The organism is Ruegeria sp. THAF57, assembly GCF_903914075.1.
Taxonomy (GTDB): Bacteria; Pseudomonadota; Alphaproteobacteria; order Rhodobacterales; family Rhodobacteraceae; genus Ruegeria.
The window spans coordinates 245,686-264,363 of the sequence record NZ_CAIWNQ010000002.1; the positions used below are offsets into that span (position 1 = coordinate 245,686).

General features: G+C 59.4%; 17 protein-coding genes. 9 read left to right on the plus strand and 8 right to left on the minus strand.

Going from position 1 to position 18,678, the window contains the following annotated elements:
• Positions 1-84 precede the first annotated feature (84 nt).
• A complete protein-coding gene (locus RUESEDTHA_RS05245) occupies positions 85-1,350 on the minus strand; it encodes a TAXI family TRAP transporter solute-binding subunit (protein WP_180885022.1) in 1,266 nt (421 codons plus the stop codon).
• Positions 1,351-1,473: 123 nt separating this feature from the next.
• Between RUESEDTHA_RS05245 and RUESEDTHA_RS05250 the strand changes: the two genes are divergently transcribed.
• Positions 1,474-2,562 (plus strand): CaiB/BaiF CoA-transferase family protein, encoded by a 1,089-nt coding sequence (locus RUESEDTHA_RS05250; RefSeq protein ID WP_180885024.1) that lies wholly within the window; start codon positions 1,474-1,476, stop codon positions 2,560-2,562.
• 82 nt (positions 2,563-2,644) lie between these two features.
• On the opposite strand, the gene hemE is transcribed toward RUESEDTHA_RS05250, so the two are convergent.
• Positions 2,645-3,679, minus strand: coding sequence for a uroporphyrinogen decarboxylase (gene hemE / locus RUESEDTHA_RS05255; protein ID WP_180885026.1), 1,035 nt, complete (start codon positions 3,677-3,679; stop codon positions 2,645-2,647).
• 106 nt (positions 3,680-3,785) lie between these two features.
• Here hemE and hemC point away from each other — a divergent pair, with 106 nt between their 5' ends.
• On the plus strand, positions 3,786-4,745 hold the full coding sequence (gene hemC, locus RUESEDTHA_RS05260) for a hydroxymethylbilane synthase (RefSeq protein WP_180885028.1): 960 nt from the start codon (positions 3,786-3,788) through the stop codon (positions 4,743-4,745).
• A 231-nt stretch (positions 4,746-4,976) separates the two neighbouring features.
• Here hemC and RUESEDTHA_RS05265 read toward each other — a convergent pair whose 3' ends face one another.
• The 5 genes from RUESEDTHA_RS05265 to RUESEDTHA_RS05285 are packed head-to-tail and all read right to left on the minus strand — an operon-like array spanning position 4,977 to position 11,463.
• Entirely contained in the window at positions 4,977-6,254 is a 1,278-nt protein-coding gene (locus tag RUESEDTHA_RS05265; RefSeq protein ID WP_180885030.1) for an aspartate aminotransferase family protein, read from the minus strand.
• Position 6,255: 1 nt separating this feature from the next.
• Positions 6,256-7,359: a mandelate racemase/muconate lactonizing enzyme family protein gene (locus RUESEDTHA_RS05270; RefSeq protein ID WP_180885032.1), complete on the minus strand. Its 1,104-nt coding sequence runs from the start codon at positions 7,357-7,359 to the stop codon at positions 6,256-6,258.
• Positions 7,356-7,931 carry a dimethylsulfonioproprionate lyase family protein gene (locus RUESEDTHA_RS05275; RefSeq protein WP_180885034.1) on the minus strand — a complete coding sequence of 192 codons (576 nt, stop codon included), beginning with the start codon at positions 7,929-7,931 and terminating at the stop codon, positions 7,356-7,358. Before RUESEDTHA_RS05275 ends, RUESEDTHA_RS05270 begins: the two co-directional genes overlap by 4 nt.
• Positions 7,928-9,010 (minus strand): alcohol dehydrogenase family protein, encoded by a 1,083-nt coding sequence (locus tag RUESEDTHA_RS05280; protein ID WP_255431625.1) that lies wholly within the window; start codon positions 9,008-9,010, stop codon positions 7,928-7,930. Before RUESEDTHA_RS05280 ends, RUESEDTHA_RS05275 begins: the two co-directional genes overlap by 4 nt.
• Positions 9,007-11,463, minus strand: a complete 2,457-nt coding sequence (locus RUESEDTHA_RS05285) for an FAD-dependent oxidoreductase (RefSeq protein ID WP_180885036.1) — start codon at positions 11,461-11,463, stop codon at positions 9,007-9,009. Before RUESEDTHA_RS05285 ends, RUESEDTHA_RS05280 begins: the two co-directional genes overlap by 4 nt.
• Positions 11,464-11,531: 68 nt before the next feature.
• Here RUESEDTHA_RS05285 and RUESEDTHA_RS05290 point away from each other — a divergent pair, with 68 nt between their 5' ends.
• The 3 genes from RUESEDTHA_RS05290 to RUESEDTHA_RS05300 are packed head-to-tail and all read left to right on the plus strand — an operon-like array spanning position 11,532 to position 13,931.
• A complete protein-coding gene (locus tag RUESEDTHA_RS05290; RefSeq protein ID WP_180885038.1) occupies positions 11,532-12,419 on the plus strand; it encodes a MurR/RpiR family transcriptional regulator in 888 nt (295 codons plus the stop codon).
• The gene (locus RUESEDTHA_RS05295; RefSeq protein WP_180885040.1) at positions 12,416-13,504 is read left to right on the plus strand and encodes an aromatic ring-hydroxylating dioxygenase subunit alpha; all 1,089 of its coding nucleotides are present in this window, start codon (positions 12,416-12,418) and stop codon (positions 13,502-13,504) included. Before RUESEDTHA_RS05290 ends, RUESEDTHA_RS05295 begins: the two co-directional genes overlap by 4 nt.
• Before the next feature lie 43 nt (positions 13,505-13,547).
• Complete coding sequence (locus tag RUESEDTHA_RS05300) at positions 13,548-13,931, plus strand: carboxymuconolactone decarboxylase family protein (RefSeq protein ID WP_171239953.1); 384 nt, start codon at positions 13,548-13,550, stop codon at positions 13,929-13,931.
• 39 nt (positions 13,932-13,970) lie between these two features.
• On the opposite strand, the gene RUESEDTHA_RS05305 is transcribed toward RUESEDTHA_RS05300, so the two are convergent.
• Positions 13,971-14,567: a TetR/AcrR family transcriptional regulator gene (locus tag RUESEDTHA_RS05305; protein WP_255431626.1), complete on the minus strand. Its 597-nt coding sequence runs from the start codon at positions 14,565-14,567 to the stop codon at positions 13,971-13,973.
• Positions 14,568-14,707: 140 nt separating this feature from the next.
• On the opposite strand from RUESEDTHA_RS05305, the gene RUESEDTHA_RS05310 reads away from it, so the two are divergent.
• From RUESEDTHA_RS05310 to RUESEDTHA_RS05325, 4 genes are read left to right on the plus strand one after another with little or no spacing between them, the layout of a single operon-like run.
• Entirely contained in the window at positions 14,708-16,063 is a 1,356-nt protein-coding gene (locus RUESEDTHA_RS05310; RefSeq protein WP_180885044.1) for an NAD(P)/FAD-dependent oxidoreductase, read from the plus strand.
• Positions 16,060-16,962 (plus strand): bile acid:sodium symporter family protein, encoded by a 903-nt coding sequence (locus RUESEDTHA_RS05315; RefSeq protein WP_180885046.1) that lies wholly within the window; start codon positions 16,060-16,062, stop codon positions 16,960-16,962. Before RUESEDTHA_RS05310 ends, RUESEDTHA_RS05315 begins: the two co-directional genes overlap by 4 nt.
• Positions 16,959-17,897, plus strand: coding sequence for an SDR family oxidoreductase (locus RUESEDTHA_RS05320; protein WP_180885048.1), 939 nt, complete (start codon positions 16,959-16,961; stop codon positions 17,895-17,897). Before RUESEDTHA_RS05315 ends, RUESEDTHA_RS05320 begins: the two co-directional genes overlap by 4 nt.
• Positions 17,894-18,673, plus strand: coding sequence for an SDR family oxidoreductase (locus RUESEDTHA_RS05325; RefSeq protein WP_180885050.1), 780 nt, complete (start codon positions 17,894-17,896; stop codon positions 18,671-18,673). The genes RUESEDTHA_RS05320 and RUESEDTHA_RS05325 overlap by 4 nt, the downstream gene beginning before the upstream one ends.
• Positions 18,674-18,678 lie beyond the last annotated feature (5 nt).

Sequence of the window (18,678 nt, forward strand, 5' to 3'; positions counted from 1 at the left end):
GGCGGGGACATTACCCCGGCGAACCGACACAGAACAGGCCCATTCCGCACAGGGTCCTGCGCATTTTTGTACGCGCCACCAGCCTCAAGCGGGCCCGGCATTTCGCAATTCGGCTATTCGCTTCTGGATCAACTCAACGTGCAGCCGGGCGTCGTATTGCCCCTGCCGGTAAGCAGCCGGCAACCGCAGCGCAGCCAGACGCTCATCCAGTTCACTCAAATGCGCCTGCATCATATCCAACTCAGCGTCGCTTGGGTCATTGGCCAATTCCAACTCGATATCGCGGATTTCGGGGTAATGTTGCCAAACACGCCAGCGCATCGCGTAAGCATAGGCAAAGGGCAGCAGCCGCATCAACGGAACCACGATAAAAAAGAACGGCAACAACAACAGCAATACCCGGTTGATCTGCGCGGCAATCCAATAAGGCAGCCAGTTATGCCAGGTGGACGGGCCATCAAGGATCAATTGGCGCGCGGTATTGCTGACATTCAAGCCGGTACCGTCAATGTTCGGGAAAACGCCAGGGTCCGAGATAATGCCCCTTGCCTGGTGCAACTCGATCGCTGCCATTGTCAGACGGTTGACCAAAGCCGGATGCAGATCGGGTCGCACGACCAACCGTGCCTCGATCGCGACCAACTCAACAGCGCGTGGCGGCAGCACAGGGTCCAAAGACATTCCCCCCGCCGGCACCGATACCACCGTCGCATAGGTCAGGCGTCTGGAAATTGCCTGTACATGGGCCAGGTCCAACACCCGCAGCCCCGGAGATTCATAGGCCGCCTTGAGATAGGGCGCTTCTATCGGGGCCACATAGACTGCGATATCCAGTTCACCCGCAAGCAGGGCAGCCGCAGCTTCGGCATAAGGTATTGAGAAATGTTCGTTTGCGTCCTCGGCCAACCCCACGGCCCGTTCAAGATCACGAAACGCCGCCGCCGTTCCTGACCCCGGTGCACCGCTGTTGATCCGCAAACCGGACCAAAGGGCAGGATTGCGCGGGATGGCCGCGTCTTTGTTCACCAGAAAAACAACAGGCTCAAAGAATACGGCACCGACAGCTTCGGCCCTGTTGGGGTCAACCTTGATTCCACCTTGCAGAAAAGCCGCATCCACCTCGCCATTATTCAGCAGATCAGCATTCTCTACCGACCCGGCCGTTTCGAGTATTTCAAGCCGGATGCCATCCCGCGCCAATATGTCTGCATAGTCCTGCGCTACGGTTTCATAGGCCCCACCCGCGGGGCCCGCAGCCAAGATGATGGTTCCGGGGGGATGCAGGCGCGACAGAACACCGGCGAGAACCGCCAGCGCTAGAACGCTCCCGAAAAGGATCCACAACCGCATCCGAGCCTCTCTCCAATCCCCGCTGGAAACGCTAGTGGTCACGTAACCATCTTGCAAGCCATCAGAATCCGGCCTTGCAATTCCCGCAAAGCCTCGAAACCCTGCCAAAAAAGGAGGGGCACAATGCTGAATGGTATCCGGATCATCGAAGTCGAGGGCTTGGGCCCCGGCCCGTTCGCGGCCATGATGCTGGCCGACCTGGGCGCAGATGTCATAACCATCCATCGCAAGGGCCAGCCCAGCACCCCCGGAATGCCCGAGAGTTCCGTGCTGGATCGCGGCAAACGGTCCATAGACCTGAACCTCAAGGATGACACCGATCTTGAGATCGCCTTGAGCCTGATTTCGTCAGCCGACGCGCTGATCGAAGGCTTCCGCCCCGGAGTGATGGAAAAGCTCGGCCTCGGCCCCGAAACCTGCCACTCCCTTAACCCCAAACTGGTCTATGGCCGCATGACTGGCTGGGGACAGGACAGCCCACTATCGGACAGGGCAGGCCACGACTTGAACTATATCGCAATGTCAGGCGCGCTCTGGTACGCCTCGGCGGCAGAGCAACCCCCGCAGACGCCGGCAACATTGGTGGGCGACATCGGGGGCGGCGCGATGTACCTTGTCGCAGGCGTTCTGGCGGGCCTTATCAACGCACAGCGCACAGGTCAGGGCACCGTTGTCGACGCCGCTATCTATGACGGCTCGGCGCATATGATGAACCTGCTCATGAGCATGCGCCAAACCGGCAATCTGTCGGAAACACGCGGCCATAGCCTGCTGGACGGCCCTCATTGGAGCCGCACCTATAGTTGCGCCGACGGCGGGTTCATCACGGTGCAATGCCTCGAGCCAAAATTCTACGCTGAGTTCCTCAACAAACTGGGCCTGTCACAGGATCCTGACTTCAATAATCAATATGACCCAAAACTCTGGCCACTGCTCACGGCGCGCCTGACTGAAATCTTCGCTCAACACCCGCGCGATCATTGGACGGCGCTTTTCCATGACACCGACGCCTGCGTTGCACCCGTGCTTAGCCCCGAACAGGCACATTCGCACCCCATGAACAACGCGCGCCAGACATGGCAGAACATCGACGGAACTCTCCAGGCCGCCGCCGCGCCGCGCTTTTCAAACCAAGCATGGCAGCCAAAGCCCAGCCCGTCGCGCGGCGAACACCGCTCGGAAATTCTGGACGAACTCAACCCAAAGCGCTGATCCGCCCCTTCATCTGGCTATAAATATCCCGGGGGATGAATTGGCCGCAGGCCAAGAAGGGGGCCGGCCCCCTTCCACCAGCTTAGCGCGATCGCACAGTATCAATCATCAACTGCACGTTCTCTGGGTCTGCATCTGGCGTGATCCCGTGCCCAAGGTTGAAAATATGCGGCCCCTTGGAAAACGCCTCAACGATCTGGCGCGTTTCATCTACTAAAGCCTGCCCACCCGTCACCATATGGGACGAGGCCAGATTGCCCTGCACACAGCAGTCTACCTGAACATGGGTCGCCGCCCAACCCGGCGCAACCGAGTTATCCAGCGCCACACAATCCACTCCGGTCGCCTTGGCAAACCTGACATAGCCTTCACCGGCCTCACGCGGGAACCCGATCACCGGAATACCGGGATGACGCGCCTTGATGGCTTGGGTGATCACCCGGCAGGGCTCAACGGCGTATTTCTGGAACGCGTCCCCCTTCAATGACCCGGCCCAGCTGTCAAAGATCTTGACCACCTCGGCCCCTGCCTCAATCTGGGCCGAGAGGTATTCGATCGTGGCCAGCGTGATCCGCTCCAGCAACGCCTCGAACAGTACCACATTCCCTTCGCGCAGCGCATGGGCCGGGCCTTGATCCGGCGTGCCGCGCCCGGCGATCATATAGGTGGCCACCGTCCATGGCGCGCCTGCAAAACCGATCAACGTTGTCTCGGACGGCAATTCACGCGATAGGATTTGCACAGTTTCATAGACCGGCGACAAAGTCTCGTGGATCGCATCAACAGGCTTCAATGCGTCAAATTCGGCCTGCTGTGTGATGGTCGACAGGCGCGGCCCTTCGCCGGTCACGAACCACAAATCCGCGCCCAGCGCCTGCGGTACCAGCAGGATATCGGCAAACAAGATCGCCGCATCGAACCCATAGCGGCGAATTGGTTGCAACGTTACCTCGGCCGCCAGTTCGGGGTTATAACACAGCGACAGGAAATCCCCCGCCTGCGCCCGCGTCGCGCGGTATTCAGGCAGGTACCGGCCGGCCTGGCGCATCATCCAGATCGGCGGAACATCCTGCACCTCACCGGCCAGCGCCCGCAGCAGTTTCTTTGTCTCGGCCATGTCTGCCCCCAATCATCAGGTTTGCGCCACGGGTCGGCCCTCAGTGGCAATTTGTCAAGCTCTGCCCCCATTGTCAGGGCAATGTGACGCGACTAAAGCTGTGCGCATGACACTGACCCTGCCCTCCCCCGACTCGCCACTCAAGATCGGTACCCGAGGATCACCTCTGGCGCTGGCACAAGCCTATGAGACACGGCAGCGACTGGGCGCGGCTTTCGACTTGCCGGATGAAGCGTTCGAGATCGTGGTCATCAAGACCACGGGTGACAACCGCGCCATGATCGACGCGGACCGGCCGTTGAAAGAGATCGGCAACAAGGGCCTGTTCACCAAGGAGATCGAAGAAGCGATGCTGCGCGGTGATATCGACATCGCCGTGCATTCCACCAAGGACATGCCGGTGGAACAGCCCGCCGGTCTGGTGCTGGACACCTTCCTGCCACGCGAGGATGTGCGCGACGCCTTCATCTCGCCCAGCTTCAGTTCAATCCACGACCTGCCGCAGTGTGCAACCGTCGGCACCTCGTCCCTGCGCCGACGGGCGCAACTGCTCAACCGTCGCCCCGACCTGAACGTGGTCGAGTTTCGCGGTAATGTGCAAACGCGGCTGAAGAAACTGGCCGACGGCGTGGCCGATTGCACCTTTCTGGCCATGGCCGGTATCCGCCGCCTGAACATGGACGACGTCCCCGCCACCGCCATCACCCCCGAAGATATGCTGCCTGCCATCGCCCAGGGCACTATCGGTATCGAACGCCGCAACGGCGATTCCCGCGCAGCTTGCATGCTCGAGGCGATCCACCACGCGGAAACTGGACAGCGTCTGGCCGCAGAACGCGCGCTGCTGGCTGCGCTGGACGGCTCTTGCGAAACACCGATTGCCGGCCTTGCCGATATACGAGACGGCCAGCTGCGCCTGAGGGGTGAGGTTTTGCGCCCCGATGGGTCCGAGGCCATCTCGGAAGACATCACTGGCGCGGTTGTAGATGGGCCTGAGATGGGCCGCACCATGGCGGAAACGCTGCTGCAGAAGGCGGGTTCAGGGTTCTTTGACTGGAAAAGTTAAGAAAAATCTCGCAATGTGAACTACTTCACTGCTCGCGTTTTGAGACTCTGACAACATACAGATACACCGATTGAGACGTCGGGCTGCTCTCGAAAAAGTCGAAAGTTTGCAAGTCTGTCCATATTTTTAAGTGGTATTCGAGGGGGCGAGGTGCAGCCCCGGACATCCAATCAGTCAGGGCCGCTGTCATCAACTGGCAGCGGTCCGTTTCTTTGCCCAAACTAAATCCGTTTAGGCATTGGCAATCATCTGGACCGCTTTTTCAACCGCGTGCTTAGTCTGTTGCAGGTCCGCTTCCGTCACAGCCAAGGAAGGATAAAGCTTGCCCGGCGACTTGAAGATCCCGCTCGTCCTTAAGCTGTTGTTGTACATCACGTTACGATGCGGATCATCATGCTTGGCGCTGCGGTAATCGCGGCAATCGTTTTCCGTGAAAAAGATATCGAACAACGTCTCGTCGCCGCAAATCCGAAACGGAATCCCGGCTTTGACCAAGGCAGTACCCTGCATCTGTTGCAAGGCTGCACCCGCTGCGCGCAGTTGGTCATAGACGCCGTCGCGCCGAAGAACCTCCATCGTTTTCAGGCCCGCGACCGAGGCCACCGGGTTTCCCGACAAGGTCCCAAGTTGCATCAACCACCCGTCCTCGCCAACCTGAGCCTTGTCGAAGTGTTTCATGATCTCGGCGCTTGCACCCAGCGCGGCCAAAGGGAACCCTCCGCCGATAATTTTGCCCAGCGTGCAAATATCGGGTGTCACACCGTATTTCTCCTGCGCGCCGCCATAGGCCAAACGGAACCCCGTGACGATCTCGTCAAAGATCAGCAGGACATTGTGCTGGTCGCACAGGTCGCGCAGCCCTTGCAGGTACCCGGGCAAGGGCGGGATGATCCGCTGCAAGGGCTCGACCATGATCGCTGCGATGTCGTCATGTTCATTCAGCAGGGCAGCGACGGCCTCAAGATCGTTGAATGGCGCAATCAGCATCTGCTCGGCCACCCCATCAGGTATCCCGGCGCTGTCAGGCACCGCTTGCGGAAAATTGACATGGCGGCTGGGGGCAAGGCTCATCTGCGCCTCGGCGCTCATGCCATGATAGCCGCCTTCAAATTTCAGAATCTTGTCACGCCCGGTATAGGCGCGGGCCAGACGGATAGCGTACATGTCGGCCTCGCCACCCGAGGCGACAAAGCGCACCTGCTCGCAGCAGGGCACCGCATCGACAATAACCTCAGCCAGTTCGATACCCTTGGCGTTATTGGCAAAGAAAGTCATGCCCTTGGGCAGTTGTTCCAGCACCGCCTCCATCACTTCGGGGTGGCCGTGGCCCAGCAGCATCGGGCCGGACCCGATCAGATAGTCGATATATTCCTTGCCGTCCTCATCCCAGACGTGGCTGCCCTCGCCACGTGCGATAATGATGCCGGGGTCGAAATTGCCAAAACCCCCAGCGGGCAAGACCTCATTCGCACGGTCGATCCATTCGGATTGGGTGTTGATCTTGAGCATCTCAGGCGATCTCCAATATCGGGGAACCAAGGATATCCGGGTCGGGCGTCACGCCCAAACCGAGGCCCTCAGGTGGGGCGATGCGGCCGTCTTTGCGGCTGGGCGCATCGGGGCAGAGGCGTGGAGCCACGTAAGAGGACAGATCGCAGGTGTTCATCAGCGATCCCTGCGGGGTCGAGGCCGCGAAATGCAGCGCAGCGGCGGTGACGATATCGGACCCCCATGTGCATTCGGCGCAGATCTCGGCCCCCAGATGTACGGTCAGATCCCGCGCGCGGCGCATGGCAGACAGACCTCCGAACTTGGATAGTTTCAACGCCACCGCATCCATGCAGCCAAGTTCATGCGCTCGCAGCAGCGAGGCCAGATCGTGTGCGTTCTCGTCGATCTTCATCGGCAGGCCGGTGGCTTGCCTGACGGCAGCACAATCTTCCAGCGTTTTGCAGGGCTGTTCCAGCATCACATCCAGTTGCGCCACCGCGCGGCCCGTGCGCGTGGCCTGCAGACGCGATGCGCCGCAGTTCCAGTCACCATAGACGATAGGGCCCGACCCCACGGCCTCGCGCACCTTGATCAGGCGTTCAGCGTCGGCCTGCCAATCGGCTTCGACACCCAATTTGACCTGAAACTGGCGAATGCCTGTCTGATAGGCGACTTGCGCGATGCGGGCCATCTCATCCGGGGCAACGCAGGTGATCGAGTGGTAAAGCGGCATGTCCTTGCGCGTGCGCCCACCCAACAGCGCATAAACCGGCTGGCCCGTGGCTTGGCCAAACAAATCCCACAGCGCCAGATCAACGGCGGACTTGGCGTAGCGATGGCCTGGTAAAAACCCATCAAGCTTGCGCATAGGCGCGTCGGCCCCGAAAGGTGACATCCCGAGGATTTCCGGGGCCATTTCAGTAATCGCGGCGGGAACACCATCGGCATAGGCCGGAAGGTAGTGAGGGATCGGGCAAACCTCACCCCACCCTTGCAGGCCAGTATCTGTGATTAGGCACAGGACATGGGTTTTGACCGTGGCGCAGGTTTTGCCTTCGGCCATGCGGTACGTTTCATGGCTGCTGAGGTCGACAGACCAGAGGATGAGTTTGGTAATCTTCATGCGGCGTCCATCCGGGGCAGATCGTCCAAGCCTTCGCCGCGCCACAACACATAGGTCAGGATCGGGCTGTCGGTGGTGATCATGGCATGGCTCTGCCAACTGGCATGTAGGCGGGTTTGATTGGGGATTAGGTCGGCCTCATTTCCTTGAACGCGAAACCGCGCGCGGCCAGCGGCGATCAGGTACAGTTCTTCGGCCTTGTGGCTGTGCCAATCATAGTTCAGCCCGTCACCCCAATAGGCCACATAGCCGCGCAGTTTCGACGAGTAGAAATGGCCAGCTGGACCGAACAGCTCGTAATATCCGTAGCGATTCAGAAAATCGGCTCCGACTTCGTCTTCGGTATAGGTTTGTTTCCAATTGGCCAGATGTGCGGTTGCGCGGATTGCTTCAGTCAGGGCTAGGGTCGGCCCGGCGTCGGGCCGGATCGCCTGCACCAGGGGAACTGCCGGAATTGCGTTTGGCGGCACATCAGCGGCAAACAAGTCGTCGGGCCAATCTCCGAACGCAGCCAGATCGGGATGCGTGTGATGCAACTGCCGCGCGGCTTCGAGAACATCATCCATGGTCATGGGATCACCACAATGTTTCCGGTGTGTTGTTTTGCGATGAACGCGGCCTGTGCCTCGCGCAGTTCCTCCAGCGGATAGGTCGCGGCAAGGGCCGGTTTGATCTGACCCGCCTCGATATATTTGACAAGGTTCTGCATGACCTCTGGGTCAATCACGGTCGAACCGGTGAAGGTCAGGTCGCGCAAATAGAAGGTGCGCAGGTCGAAATCCACCATCGGACCCGCGATGGCACCGGAACAGGTATAGCGCCCGCCGCGTTCGAGGATGTCGATCAGGATCGGCCAATAGGGGCCGCCCACGACGTCTGCGACCACGGTGATTTTTTCATCCCCCAGCGCCGCACGCAGGTTATCGGGCGCGCGCGGCAGGATTTTGTCCGGGCCAAGTGCGTCAACGTCGGCGTGTTTCGCTTCGGACGCCAGTGCAATGACCCGCGCGCCGCGTCGTTTGGCCAGTTGCACCAATGCGCCTCCGACCCCACCCGAAGCTCCGGGCACCAGAACCGTGTCAGTCTGGGTGACATTGGCGCGGGTCAGCATCCCCTCGGCGGTCGAGTAGGAACAGGAAAACGTTGCCAATTCCGCATCCGACAGATCGGATGTGATCGGCACAGCGTTCACGGCCAGAGTGGTGGCGTATTCGGCAAACCCTCCGTCCCGTTCCGAACCGTAGTAGCCGGTTTTGTCCGTGTTTCCGGGATCAACTGGATCGCGCAACCAGCCATCGGTGATCACGCGCTGACCGATGCGGGCGGGGTCGACGCCTTCGCCCACGGCGACGATATGGCCACAGATATCGGCCCCTTGGATGCGTGGGAAGGTGATCGGGTTGCCGCCCCAGGTAGGGTCTTCTTCGCCCACTTCTTCAAACGCGCCTCCGGTGGTCGCGTCAGTGACGGTCTTGGAATACCAGCCCGACCGCGTATTGACGTCCGTGTTGTTCAGACCGCAGGCGGCGACCTTGATCAGCACTTCATTGGCGAACGGTTCGGGGCGGGGCCAGTCGGGATGCAGCACCATTTGCTCCAGACCACCATGACCCATCGTGACCATGGCTTTCATCGTATCGGGCAGGATCATTGCGCGGCCTCCAGTACAGCGTCGGTGCGTGGCAGAAGGCTTTGCGGATCATAGGCCGGTTCACACAGCACGCGGGCTGCGCGGGGTCGACCGTGGATCACGACTTGCAAGGCTGTCCCGGGTATGGCGGCCTCGGGCTTGATATAGGCAAAGGCCAGAATCTTGCCGACCGTGTGCCCATATGCCACCGATGCGGTTGAACCGACGACGCGACCGTCCAGCATCACCGCCTCACCGCCATGACCGTCGCTCTCGCCTTCCGGCTCAATCTCCAGATAAGCGCAAACCCACGGAAGGTCGGTGTTCAGGGTCTTGTCTTTGCCCAGATACTCCTTGTCGGTGCGCGCAAAGCGCAGCACGTTGGCCTCGGCCAAAGTGACCTCATTGGTCAGCTCGCCCGCGCCTTTGAATCCTTTCTCCATCCGCATCACGTTCATGGCGAAGCTGCCATAGTCCGCGATGCCATGCGGCTCTCCGGCGGCCCAAAGCGCGGTGTAGACATCCAGACAGGCAGCGTTGGGCATATGCAGTTCCCAGCCCAGTTCCCCGGCATAGGACATGCGGAAGGCCCAGACCTTGTGGCCCGTGATCGTGATCTCTTGCGCAGACAGCCAGCGGAACCCAGCATTGGTCAGATCAGAATCAGTGCAGCGCGCCAATACGTCCCGCGATCGGGGGCCGTTCAGCGACAAAGCCGACCAGTCAGCGGACAGAGCGTTGATCTGCACATCCTCATCCACACGCTGTTGCGTCAGGTGGTCCAGCAGGCGTTGTTCAAAAAAGGCGGCACAGACCAGATAAAAGCGATCCTCGGCCATGCGGACAATGGTCGTCTCCAACTCGATCCGGCCCCGGCGGTTGAGCATATGGGTCAGGGTGATGGATCCCACCTTTTGCGGCATCCGGTTGGCGGTCAGCCGATCCAGCAACGCATAGGCGTCCGGTCCTGAAACCTCGACCTTGGTGAAGGCGGTCACATCCATAATGCCGACGCGTTCGCGCACCGCTTTGACCTCGGCTGCGACCATGTCTTCGGCGGGGGTTCGGCGGAAGGAATAGTGATCGCGCTGCTCCACACCGTCCCGCGCGAACCAGCGGGGACGTTCGAAGCCATAGACCTCTTCATGCACCGCTCCTTTGGAGCTCAGCAGATCATACAGGGGCGATGGCTTTATCGGACGCCCCTGGAGCCGGTTGAAATGCGGAAAGGGGATTTCGTGGCGCAGGCAGTAGTCTTCCTCGGCCTTGATCACCTGCCAGTCCTTGGTGGCATAACTGCCGAACCTGCGCGGGTCGAATTCACGCATCGAAATATCGGCGGCCCCATGCACCATCCAGCGCGCTAGCTCACGGGTCAGGCCCGGCCCCCAGCCAATGCCGATCTGGGTGCCGCAGCAGCACCAGTAATTCTGTACACCCGGCGCAGGCCCGATCAGGGGGTTACCGTCCGGCGGATGCGAAATCGCCCCATGCACATCGCGCTGAATGCCCAGTTCGGCAAAGATCGGCATCCGGTTCAGGCTTTCCTCCAGCCACGGCATCACCCGGTCGTAATCGGCGTCGAACAGCCAGTTTTCATATTCCCACGGACAGTGATCATGCCAGACCGAGTTCGGGTTTTCCTTCTCATAAATCCCGATCAGACCGCGATTTTGCTCCATCCGGATATAGCCCGAGACTTTGCGGTCATCGCGGATCACCGGCAGTTCGGTGTCGAGGTTCCGGAACTCGGGCACCGGTTCGGTCACGAAGTAATGGTGCGTCATCGAGGTCATGGGCAATTGCAGCCCCGACCATTCGCCCATCTGGCGGGCATAGGTGCCGCCCGCGTTCACCACATGCTCGCAGGTGATAGTGCCTTGCTGGGTCTCGACCATCCATTCGCCCGTCGCGGCCTGCGCGATGTTGGTGGCGCGGCAATTGCGAAAGATGCGGACGCCTTTCTGGCGCGCACCTGCGGCCATCGCCATGGTCACATTGGTTGGGTCAACATGGCCGTCATCTGGCGTGTGCAGCGCACCCAGAACACCGTCCAAGTTATAAAACGGGTGCAGTTCGGCGACTTTTTCAGGGCCGACCAGTTCGATATTGAACCCCAGCGAACGGCCCACCGACAGCGTGTGGCGCAGCCAGTCCATCTCGTCCTCGGTATAAGCCAGACGGAACGAGCCGCAGCCATGCCATGTCACCGGCTGGCCGGTTTCAGCCTCCAATTGACCGGAATAGAGACCGATATTGTAATCTACGCATTTGCCCAGCCCAAAGCTTGAGGTCGAGTGGGTGATCTGGCCTGCTGCGTGCCATGTGCTGCCGCTGGTCAACTCAGCCTTTTCCAACAGGACGGTATCCTCGCCCCAACCTTCATGCGCCAGATGATAGGCCAGACCGACCCCCATGACTCCGCCTCCGACGATGACCACGCGGGCGTGGGTGGGCAATTTCTTCTCGGACATGACATTTCCTCTTCCCGAGTCGCTTTTCTGCTCGACAGGCTAATTCCACATTTGTACCATCGTCAATCATGAATGACACAAATGTATCAACCACCGTATTGGATCGTCTCAGCGAAGAATGGGACGCCCTGACGCCCGAGGCACAGAAGGCCGCGCGCTATGTGCTGGAAAACCCCACGGATGTCGGGGTTTCGACGGTGCGCGAGATCGCCGAAGCCGCGAGGGTCAAGCCTAACACCTTTGTCCGCATGGCGCGGCAAGTGGGGTTCGAAGGCTATGAGGATTTCCGCGCGCCCTTCCGCGATGCGATTCGGCGCGGTGGTGTATCCTTTCCCGATCGCGCCCGCTGGTTGCAGGATATCGGCAAATCGGGTGAGCTGGGCGGGCTTTACGCCGATATGGTCGGTGCCGCGATCCGCAATATCGAGGACACCTTTGCCGGGATCGACGCCGCCCGTCTGAAGTCGGCGGCCGACGATATCTGGAACTGCCGCCAGATCTTCACACTGGGCGTCGGCGTCAACAACTCGAATGCGCGCAACTTCACCTATCTGGCTTCGACGGGGATGAAGCAGTTCCATGCCATACCGCGCCCCGGCTCAACCCCGGTGGACGATCTGGCCTGGGCGGATGAGCAGGACGTGCTGATCGCCATCACCTGCCACCCCTACCGGACCGAGGTGATCGACGCGATCAAACTGGCCCGGCAACAAGGGATGACTGTCATCGGCATCTCGGACAGCCCCGCCAGCCCGGTGATCCTGAACGCGCAGCACGGCTTTGTCGTGGCTGCCGATACACCGCAATTCTTCCCCTCATCCGTCTCGACCATCGCTTTGCTGGAAACGCTGCTATCTTTCGTGGTGGCTGTGTCCAGCGACGAAATCGTCGACAGGGTCGAAAAGTTTCACCAACGCAGGCACCAACTTGGCCTTTATGCAGAGGAGCCCGAATGAACGCCCCCCTGACCCATTCACTGGACGCGCGATACTATACCGACCCGGCGATTTTCGCAGCCGAGATGCAGGGCCTTCTGGCCCGAACCTGGCAGTTTGCAGGCCATGTGGCGCAGGTGCGGGAACCGGGCGACTATTTCGCCTTCGAGATCGCGGGCCAGAACCTGTTCTGCATTCGGGGCCGCGACGGTGAAATCCGCACGTTCTTCAACGTCTGCCAGCACCGGGCGCATGAGATGGTCAGCGGCGCGGGCAATACCCGCGTCGTCGTCTGCCCTTATCATTCCTGGACCTATGAGCTGTCAGGCCAGTTGCGCGCCGGGCCAAACATCAAATCAGTTCCGGGTTTCGACCGCAGCGCCATTTGCCTGACCTCGGTCCGGACCGAGGTGTTTAACGGTTTCATCTTCGTCAACCTCGACGATCACGCCGCGCCCATGGACGACTGGTACCCCGGCGTGCGCGACGAAATCCGCGCTTTTGTCCCGCATATCGACGATCTTGAACCGCTGGAATGGGTGGAAATCCAAGAAAACTGCAACTGGAAAGTCAGCATCGAGAACTATTCGGAATGCTACCATTGCCCGACCAACCACCCAACCTTTGCCGAAGGCGTCGTCAAGCCCGAGACATATGACATTCAGCCCGATGCAGGCGGCGGCTATGTCCTGCGTCATACGACCGAGTGTCAGAGCCTCGACAGGATGACCTATCCGATCGACATGTCGGTGCCCCATGCAGGCGACTATCAGTCGTGGTTCCTGTGGCCGATGTTTTCGTTCCAATGCTATCCGGGCAACGTGCTGAACACCTATCACTGGCGCGCGCATGATGCCGATAATTGCACCGTCTGGCGCGGCTGGTACACCGAAGGCGGATCCGAAAGCGCCGTAATCCGGCAATTGGCCGTGCAGGATCGCGAGACAACGGTCGAAGAAGATATCCGTCTGGTCGAATCCGTCCACCGCGGCCTGAAATCCCGCGGATACCAACCCGGTCCCTTGGTATTGGATCCCGAGTGTGGAGTAATGTCAGAACACTCAATCGCCCGGTTGCAGCAATGGATGCGCGAAGCCGTGGACTGATGACCTGCACAACAGGTCAAGACCCGAAAAAACAGAGGATAATATGGCAGATATTTTCGACGAAGACCTGTTCCTGAAAGGGTTGGAACAACGCAAAAGCACTCTGGGCGCGGAATATGTCGAGAAGAACCTAGCCGCAGCCGATGACTTCACCCGCCCGTTTCAAGAGGCGATGACCGCATGGTGCTGGGGCTTTGGCTGGGGCGATGACGTGATTGACGCAAAGACGCGCTCGATGATGAACCTGTCGATGATCGGCGCGTTGGGCAAGATGCATGAATGGGAGATCCACTGCAAAGGCGCGGTTAACAACGGTGTAACCCCCGAAGAAATTCGCGCCATTATTCACGTGATCGGCATATACTGCGGCGTCCCACAGGCGTTGGAGTGCTTCCGCGTCGCGCGTAAGGTTCTGGGATACGCCTAGCCAACCTAACGCGCGGCAGGTCCGAGGCCATTCGGGGGATTAGGCGGTCTCGGCGCTTAAACTGCCAGTAATGCCTGCCTCGCAAAAACTCAGCAGATTCTCGATCATATCCTGAGCCTTGGACCCACCCTCGGAACCGGACAGGGCCGAAATACGCCAGTCGGACGTACACAAGGCCAGCATCGCAGACACCGCATAGACCAGCGACGCGGACACGCGGTTTGGATCGGCATCGGGGAACCTTGCGCACAAGGCCTGAACCGCGAAAGACGCGGCGGGATCGAAATGCACCTTTGCCAGCGCCCGCCAGCGCGTATCCGCGGAGACCATCGCCACGATACGCGCATAAGCCAGCCATTGCGGATCACCACCGAACGCGCGCGTGATCAGCGGTTGCATATAGGCCGCGACAAAGTCCCTGACCTGCCAATCCTGGCCCTCCAGCGCCTTGATCGCGATCAGGCGTTCTTCGGATAGAACAGAGGCACGGCGCGCGACGATCCGTTCAAACAACTCTTCTTTCGGGCCACCGTGAAAATTCACGTTCGCCTTCTGAACCTGTGCCCGCTCTGCGATGTCCCGAATCGATGCGCCTTCGAATCCCCGTTCGGAAAAAACCTGCTCGGCGGCGTCCAAGATTCGCTCTCGCGCAGCTACGGATCGCTGCGACGGCGCCCTTTTTCTTTCTTTTACAGCGTGTTGCGACATCTCAAAAATCAGTTTGCCTTATTTAGAACGATCGTTCAAGGTAAATGACGTCGCAGGAGGAGAGACGCATGGAGCAGGTGCAGTTTGGAGCGGGCCAGCCGGTAGAGGTGAAGGCCCGCCCGGAAGATAGTTTTGCGCTTATCGGGGCCGGACCCATGGGTCTTGCGATGGCAAAAACGCTCATCGAGCAGGGCGTGCCGTTTCAAGGATTTGAACTGGCAGATGATGTGGGTGGTCTTTGGAACATTGATGCGCCTCGGTCCACGATGTACGAGACCGCCCACCTCATTTCTTCGAAACGGATGACCGAATTCGCAGATTTCCCGATGCTTGAGGAAACCGCCGAATATCCCTCGCACCGCGAACTAAAGACCTACTTTCAGGACTTCGCCACCGCGTTCGATTTGTATCAGCACTTCCACTTCGGCGCCGAGGTTCTAAGCACCAAGCCGCTGGACAAAGGCGGGTGGGAGGTCCGCTGGCGTGACAATTCCGGCACCGAACAGACACAACAATTCGCGGGCGTTCTGATCGCCAACGGAACCCTGTCAGAACCCAACCTGCCCGAGTTTGAAGGCACGTTCACCGGTGAATTCATCCATGCGTCGCAGTACCGCTATCCAACGCAGTTTGCGGGCAAAAGGGTTCTTGTCATCGGCGCGGGAAACTCGGGCTGTGATATTGCAGTTGATGCGATCCACCATGGCGTTTCGTGCGACATTTCCATGCGTCGCGGGTACTACTTCGTTCCTAAATACGTCTTCGGCAAACCGGCTGACACGATGGGCGGGAAGATTCGCCTTCCAATGTGGCTGAAGCGCAAAGTGGATGGTGCAATTCTAAAATGGTTTGTGGGGAACCCTCAAAAATACGGGTTTCCAAAACCGGATTACGAACTGTACGAGTCCCACCCCATCGTGAATTCGCTTATCCTGTTTCACGCCGGGCATGGCGACCTGAAAGTCCGCCCTGACATTGCACGATTTGATGGCAAGACCGTCCACTTCCGCGATGGCAGTTCGGCCGAGTACGACATGATTCTTGCGGCGACCGGATACAAGTTGCATTACCCGTTCATTGACAGCTCGCTTCTGAACTGGAAAGGCGACGCACCGCATCTTTACCTGAACTGTATGCATCCTGAACGGGATGACGTGTTTGTTCTGGGCATGGTCGAAGCATCCGGGCTGGGCTGGCAGGGCCGGCATGAGCAGGCCGAAATGATCGCTCGGTATATATCCGGGCTGCGGTCCGGAAACACGGCAGCAGAGGCGATCCGCGCCACCAAGGCCGAAGGGTTCGAACGGGCAACGGGCGGCATGAACTATATCGACCTGCCCCGCATGGCCTATTACGTCGACAAGGCAACCTATCGGAGCGAGGTGACGGGCCAGGTCGCAGCTCTTAGGGCGGCAGAAAAATGAACGGGATCGATCAGGTCACACTGAACTTCGACGCGGGCAACCTGAAGCTGTTGAACGCCATCCTTGCCGTCGTCATGTTTTCAATCGCGCTGGACCTAAGGTTTGATGATTTTCGGCGGGTGGCTCGGGGGCCCAAGCCCCTGATCGTCGGACTGACTTCGCAGTTCATCGTTTTACCCGCCCTGACATTCCTGATGATCGTCGCGTTAAAACCCATGCCCTCTGTTGCAATGGGGCTTATTCTTGTTGCGGCTTGTCCCGGTGGGAATATCTCGAATTTCATGACCCATCGTGCAAAGGGCAATGTCGCGCTGTCCGTGTCGATGACAGCTTTCGCAACCGTCGCAGCGATCATCATCACGCCCGCAAATATCGCGTTCTGGGGCAATCTCTATGGCCCGACCCGTGAAATCCTGCAGCGCACGGAAATCGACCCGGTCGCGGTGGCAATCACCGTAGGGTTCATGCTGATCCTGCCGCTGATCCTGGGAATGTTGGTAAACGCGCGCTTTACACGGTTCGCCGATCGCATTCGCCGACCGATGCAGTGGCTGTCGATGGCCATCTTCGTTGCGTTCATTGTCGTCGCATTGGCGGCGAACTGGGACAACTTCCTTCAGGTTGCCGGGGCCATCATCGGGCTGGTCATCCTGCACAATGCGTTGGCCTTTTTGGGCGGCTACTTCACCGCCACCGCGGGCGGCCTGTCCGAGCGCGATCGCCGTTCCGTCACGATCGAGACCGGAATCCAGAACTCGGGGCTGGGGCTGATCCTGATCTTCGCATTCTTCGGTGGATTGGGTGGCATGGCTGTCGCCGCCGCGCTGTGGGGGATTTGGCACGCGATATCGGGCATCGCCCTTGCCGCGTTTTTTGCAAGACGAGAGATTCCGCAATGACCCGGATTCTGATTACAGGTGCAGCCGGAGCCGTTGGCACGGCGCTGCTGCACCGTCTTGGCCCCCGATCTGATCTTGAGATCATCGCGACAGATATTCGGGAACCTTCGAACCTACCCGCAAATGCGCGGTTCAGAAAAATGAACGTGACCGGGAGTGACCCTCAATCCGTTATCCTCGAAGAGCGTCCTCATACGATTGTACATCTTGCTTCGGTCGTAACACCCGGTCCGAATTCGACCCGCGAACTGGAATACAGGGTTGATGTCGAAGGCACGCGCAATGTTCTGGACGCAGCAATCGGTGCTGGCACCCGACGATTGGTGGTAACATCGTCTGGAGCGGCCTATGGATATTACGAAGACAATCCCGTTCCGCTAAAGGAAACGGACGCGATCCGAGGCAATGAAGAGTTTGCCTATTCCTGGCACAAACGTCTGGTCGAACAGATGCTGGCCGAGGCCAGAGACTCTGCGCCGGATCTGCAACAGGTCATCCTGCGCGTTGGCACGGTACTTGGTGCAAATATCGATAACCAAATCACCGCCCTGTTCCACAAACCCCGCCTTTTGGGTCTGAAAGGATCGGACAGCCCATTTGTCTTTATCTGGGACAAGGATCTGGCGGAAATCCTGGTGCGGGCCGCGACTGACAGTCCCGCCGGTATCTTCAACGTATCCGGCAATGGATCGCTGACCATTTCACAGATCGCGTCAGCGATGGGAAAGTCGGTTCGATGGTTACGGCCCGGACTGCTCAAAGTTGCGCTGACATTTGCACGCCCTCTGGGTCTGTCGCGCTATGGTCCTGAACAGGTGCGTTTTCTGCTGTACCGCCCTGTGCTGGATAATTCCGCCCTTAGGACAAGTTTCGGATATGAGCCCGAGCTTTCCAGTGCCGAGGCATTTCAACGCTGGTGGGAGGCCGCGCAATGACACAAACCGCAGTGATAACCGGCGGCGCGGGTGGACTGGGCCGAGCCCTGTCTGCGGCGCTGCGTTCCCAAGGGTGGCACACCGTACTGATTGACCTTCCCGGCCCCGAGTTAGACTCTTATGCCCGCTTGGACGGCGTGACCACATTCGCCTGCGACCTGACCCAACCAGACCAGATCAAAGAGACCTGCACCCAAGTCATTGAATCCTGCGCGTCGATTGACCTGGTGGTTTACAACGCGGGCGTTTCGCAGATCTCTGCCTTCGCCGACTGCGACATGGGCTCACACCGAAATCTGTTCGAGATCAACTATTTCGCTGCGGTCGACTGTGCCAGGCAGTTTTTGCACCCCTTGCGACAGTCAAAAGGAACCCACTTAGCCATATCCTCTGTTGCCGGGTTTGCGCCGCTTTTTCATCGTACTGCCTATGCCGCCAGCAAACACGCGCTGGAAGGGTTCTTCAAATCGCTTGGCGCAGAAGAAATCTCGCATGGCGTAAGTGTCAGCATCGCCGCGCCTTCGTTTGTAGCCACCAACATCGGACGCCCCGATGCGGCACAAAGCGGGTTTGTCAGACCGGGTTCAGCCTCGGACGGCGTTGACTATATGGAGCCTGAGGACGCAGCCCGGGTCATCCTTCGCGGCTATGCCCGAGGCAAGCGTTTTATCCCCGTGGGTCGCGTGGCGCGGCTGGCCAATATCATGAACCGCATTGCGCCAGGTTTTTACTTTTCGCAAATGTTGCGCACGATTGCCAAGGACCATCCGACCTGATCCGG

Coding starts and splice junctions, on each gene's coding strand:
- RUESEDTHA_RS05245 (WP_180885022.1), bottom strand. CDS start 1,350: ATGCGGTTGTGGATCCTTTTCGGGAGCGTTCTAGCGCTGGCGGTTCTC.
- RUESEDTHA_RS05250 (WP_180885024.1), top strand. CDS start 1,474: ATGCTGAATGGTATCCGGATCATCGAAGTCGAGGGCTTGGGCCCCGGC.
- hemE (WP_180885026.1), bottom strand. CDS start 3,679: ATGGCCGAGACAAAGAAACTGCTGCGGGCGCTGGCCGGTGAGGTGCAG.
- hemC (WP_180885028.1), top strand. CDS start 3,786: ATGACACTGACCCTGCCCTCCCCCGACTCGCCACTCAAGATCGGTACC.
- RUESEDTHA_RS05265 (WP_180885030.1), bottom strand. CDS start 6,254: ATGCTCAAGATCAACACCCAATCCGAATGGATCGACCGTGCGAATGAG.
- RUESEDTHA_RS05270 (WP_180885032.1), bottom strand. CDS start 7,359: ATGAAGATTACCAAACTCATCCTCTGGTCTGTCGACCTCAGCAGCCAT.
- RUESEDTHA_RS05275 (WP_180885034.1), bottom strand. CDS start 7,931: ATGACCATGGATGATGTTCTCGAAGCCGCGCGGCAGTTGCATCACACG.
- RUESEDTHA_RS05280 (WP_255431625.1), bottom strand. CDS start 9,010: ATGATCCTGCCCGATACGATGAAAGCCATGGTCACGATGGGTCATGGT.
- RUESEDTHA_RS05285 (WP_180885036.1), bottom strand. CDS start 11,463: ATGTCCGAGAAGAAATTGCCCACCCACGCCCGCGTGGTCATCGTCGGA.
- RUESEDTHA_RS05290 (WP_180885038.1), top strand. CDS start 11,532: ATGAATGACACAAATGTATCAACCACCGTATTGGATCGTCTCAGCGAA.
- RUESEDTHA_RS05295 (WP_180885040.1), top strand. CDS start 12,416: ATGAACGCCCCCCTGACCCATTCACTGGACGCGCGATACTATACCGAC.
- RUESEDTHA_RS05300 (WP_171239953.1), top strand. CDS start 13,548: ATGGCAGATATTTTCGACGAAGACCTGTTCCTGAAAGGGTTGGAACAA.
- RUESEDTHA_RS05310 (WP_180885044.1), top strand. CDS start 14,708: ATGGAGCAGGTGCAGTTTGGAGCGGGCCAGCCGGTAGAGGTGAAGGCC.
- RUESEDTHA_RS05315 (WP_180885046.1), top strand. CDS start 16,060: ATGAACGGGATCGATCAGGTCACACTGAACTTCGACGCGGGCAACCTG.
- RUESEDTHA_RS05320 (WP_180885048.1), top strand. CDS start 16,959: ATGACCCGGATTCTGATTACAGGTGCAGCCGGAGCCGTTGGCACGGCG.
- RUESEDTHA_RS05325 (WP_180885050.1), top strand. CDS start 17,894: ATGACACAAACCGCAGTGATAACCGGCGGCGCGGGTGGACTGGGCCGA.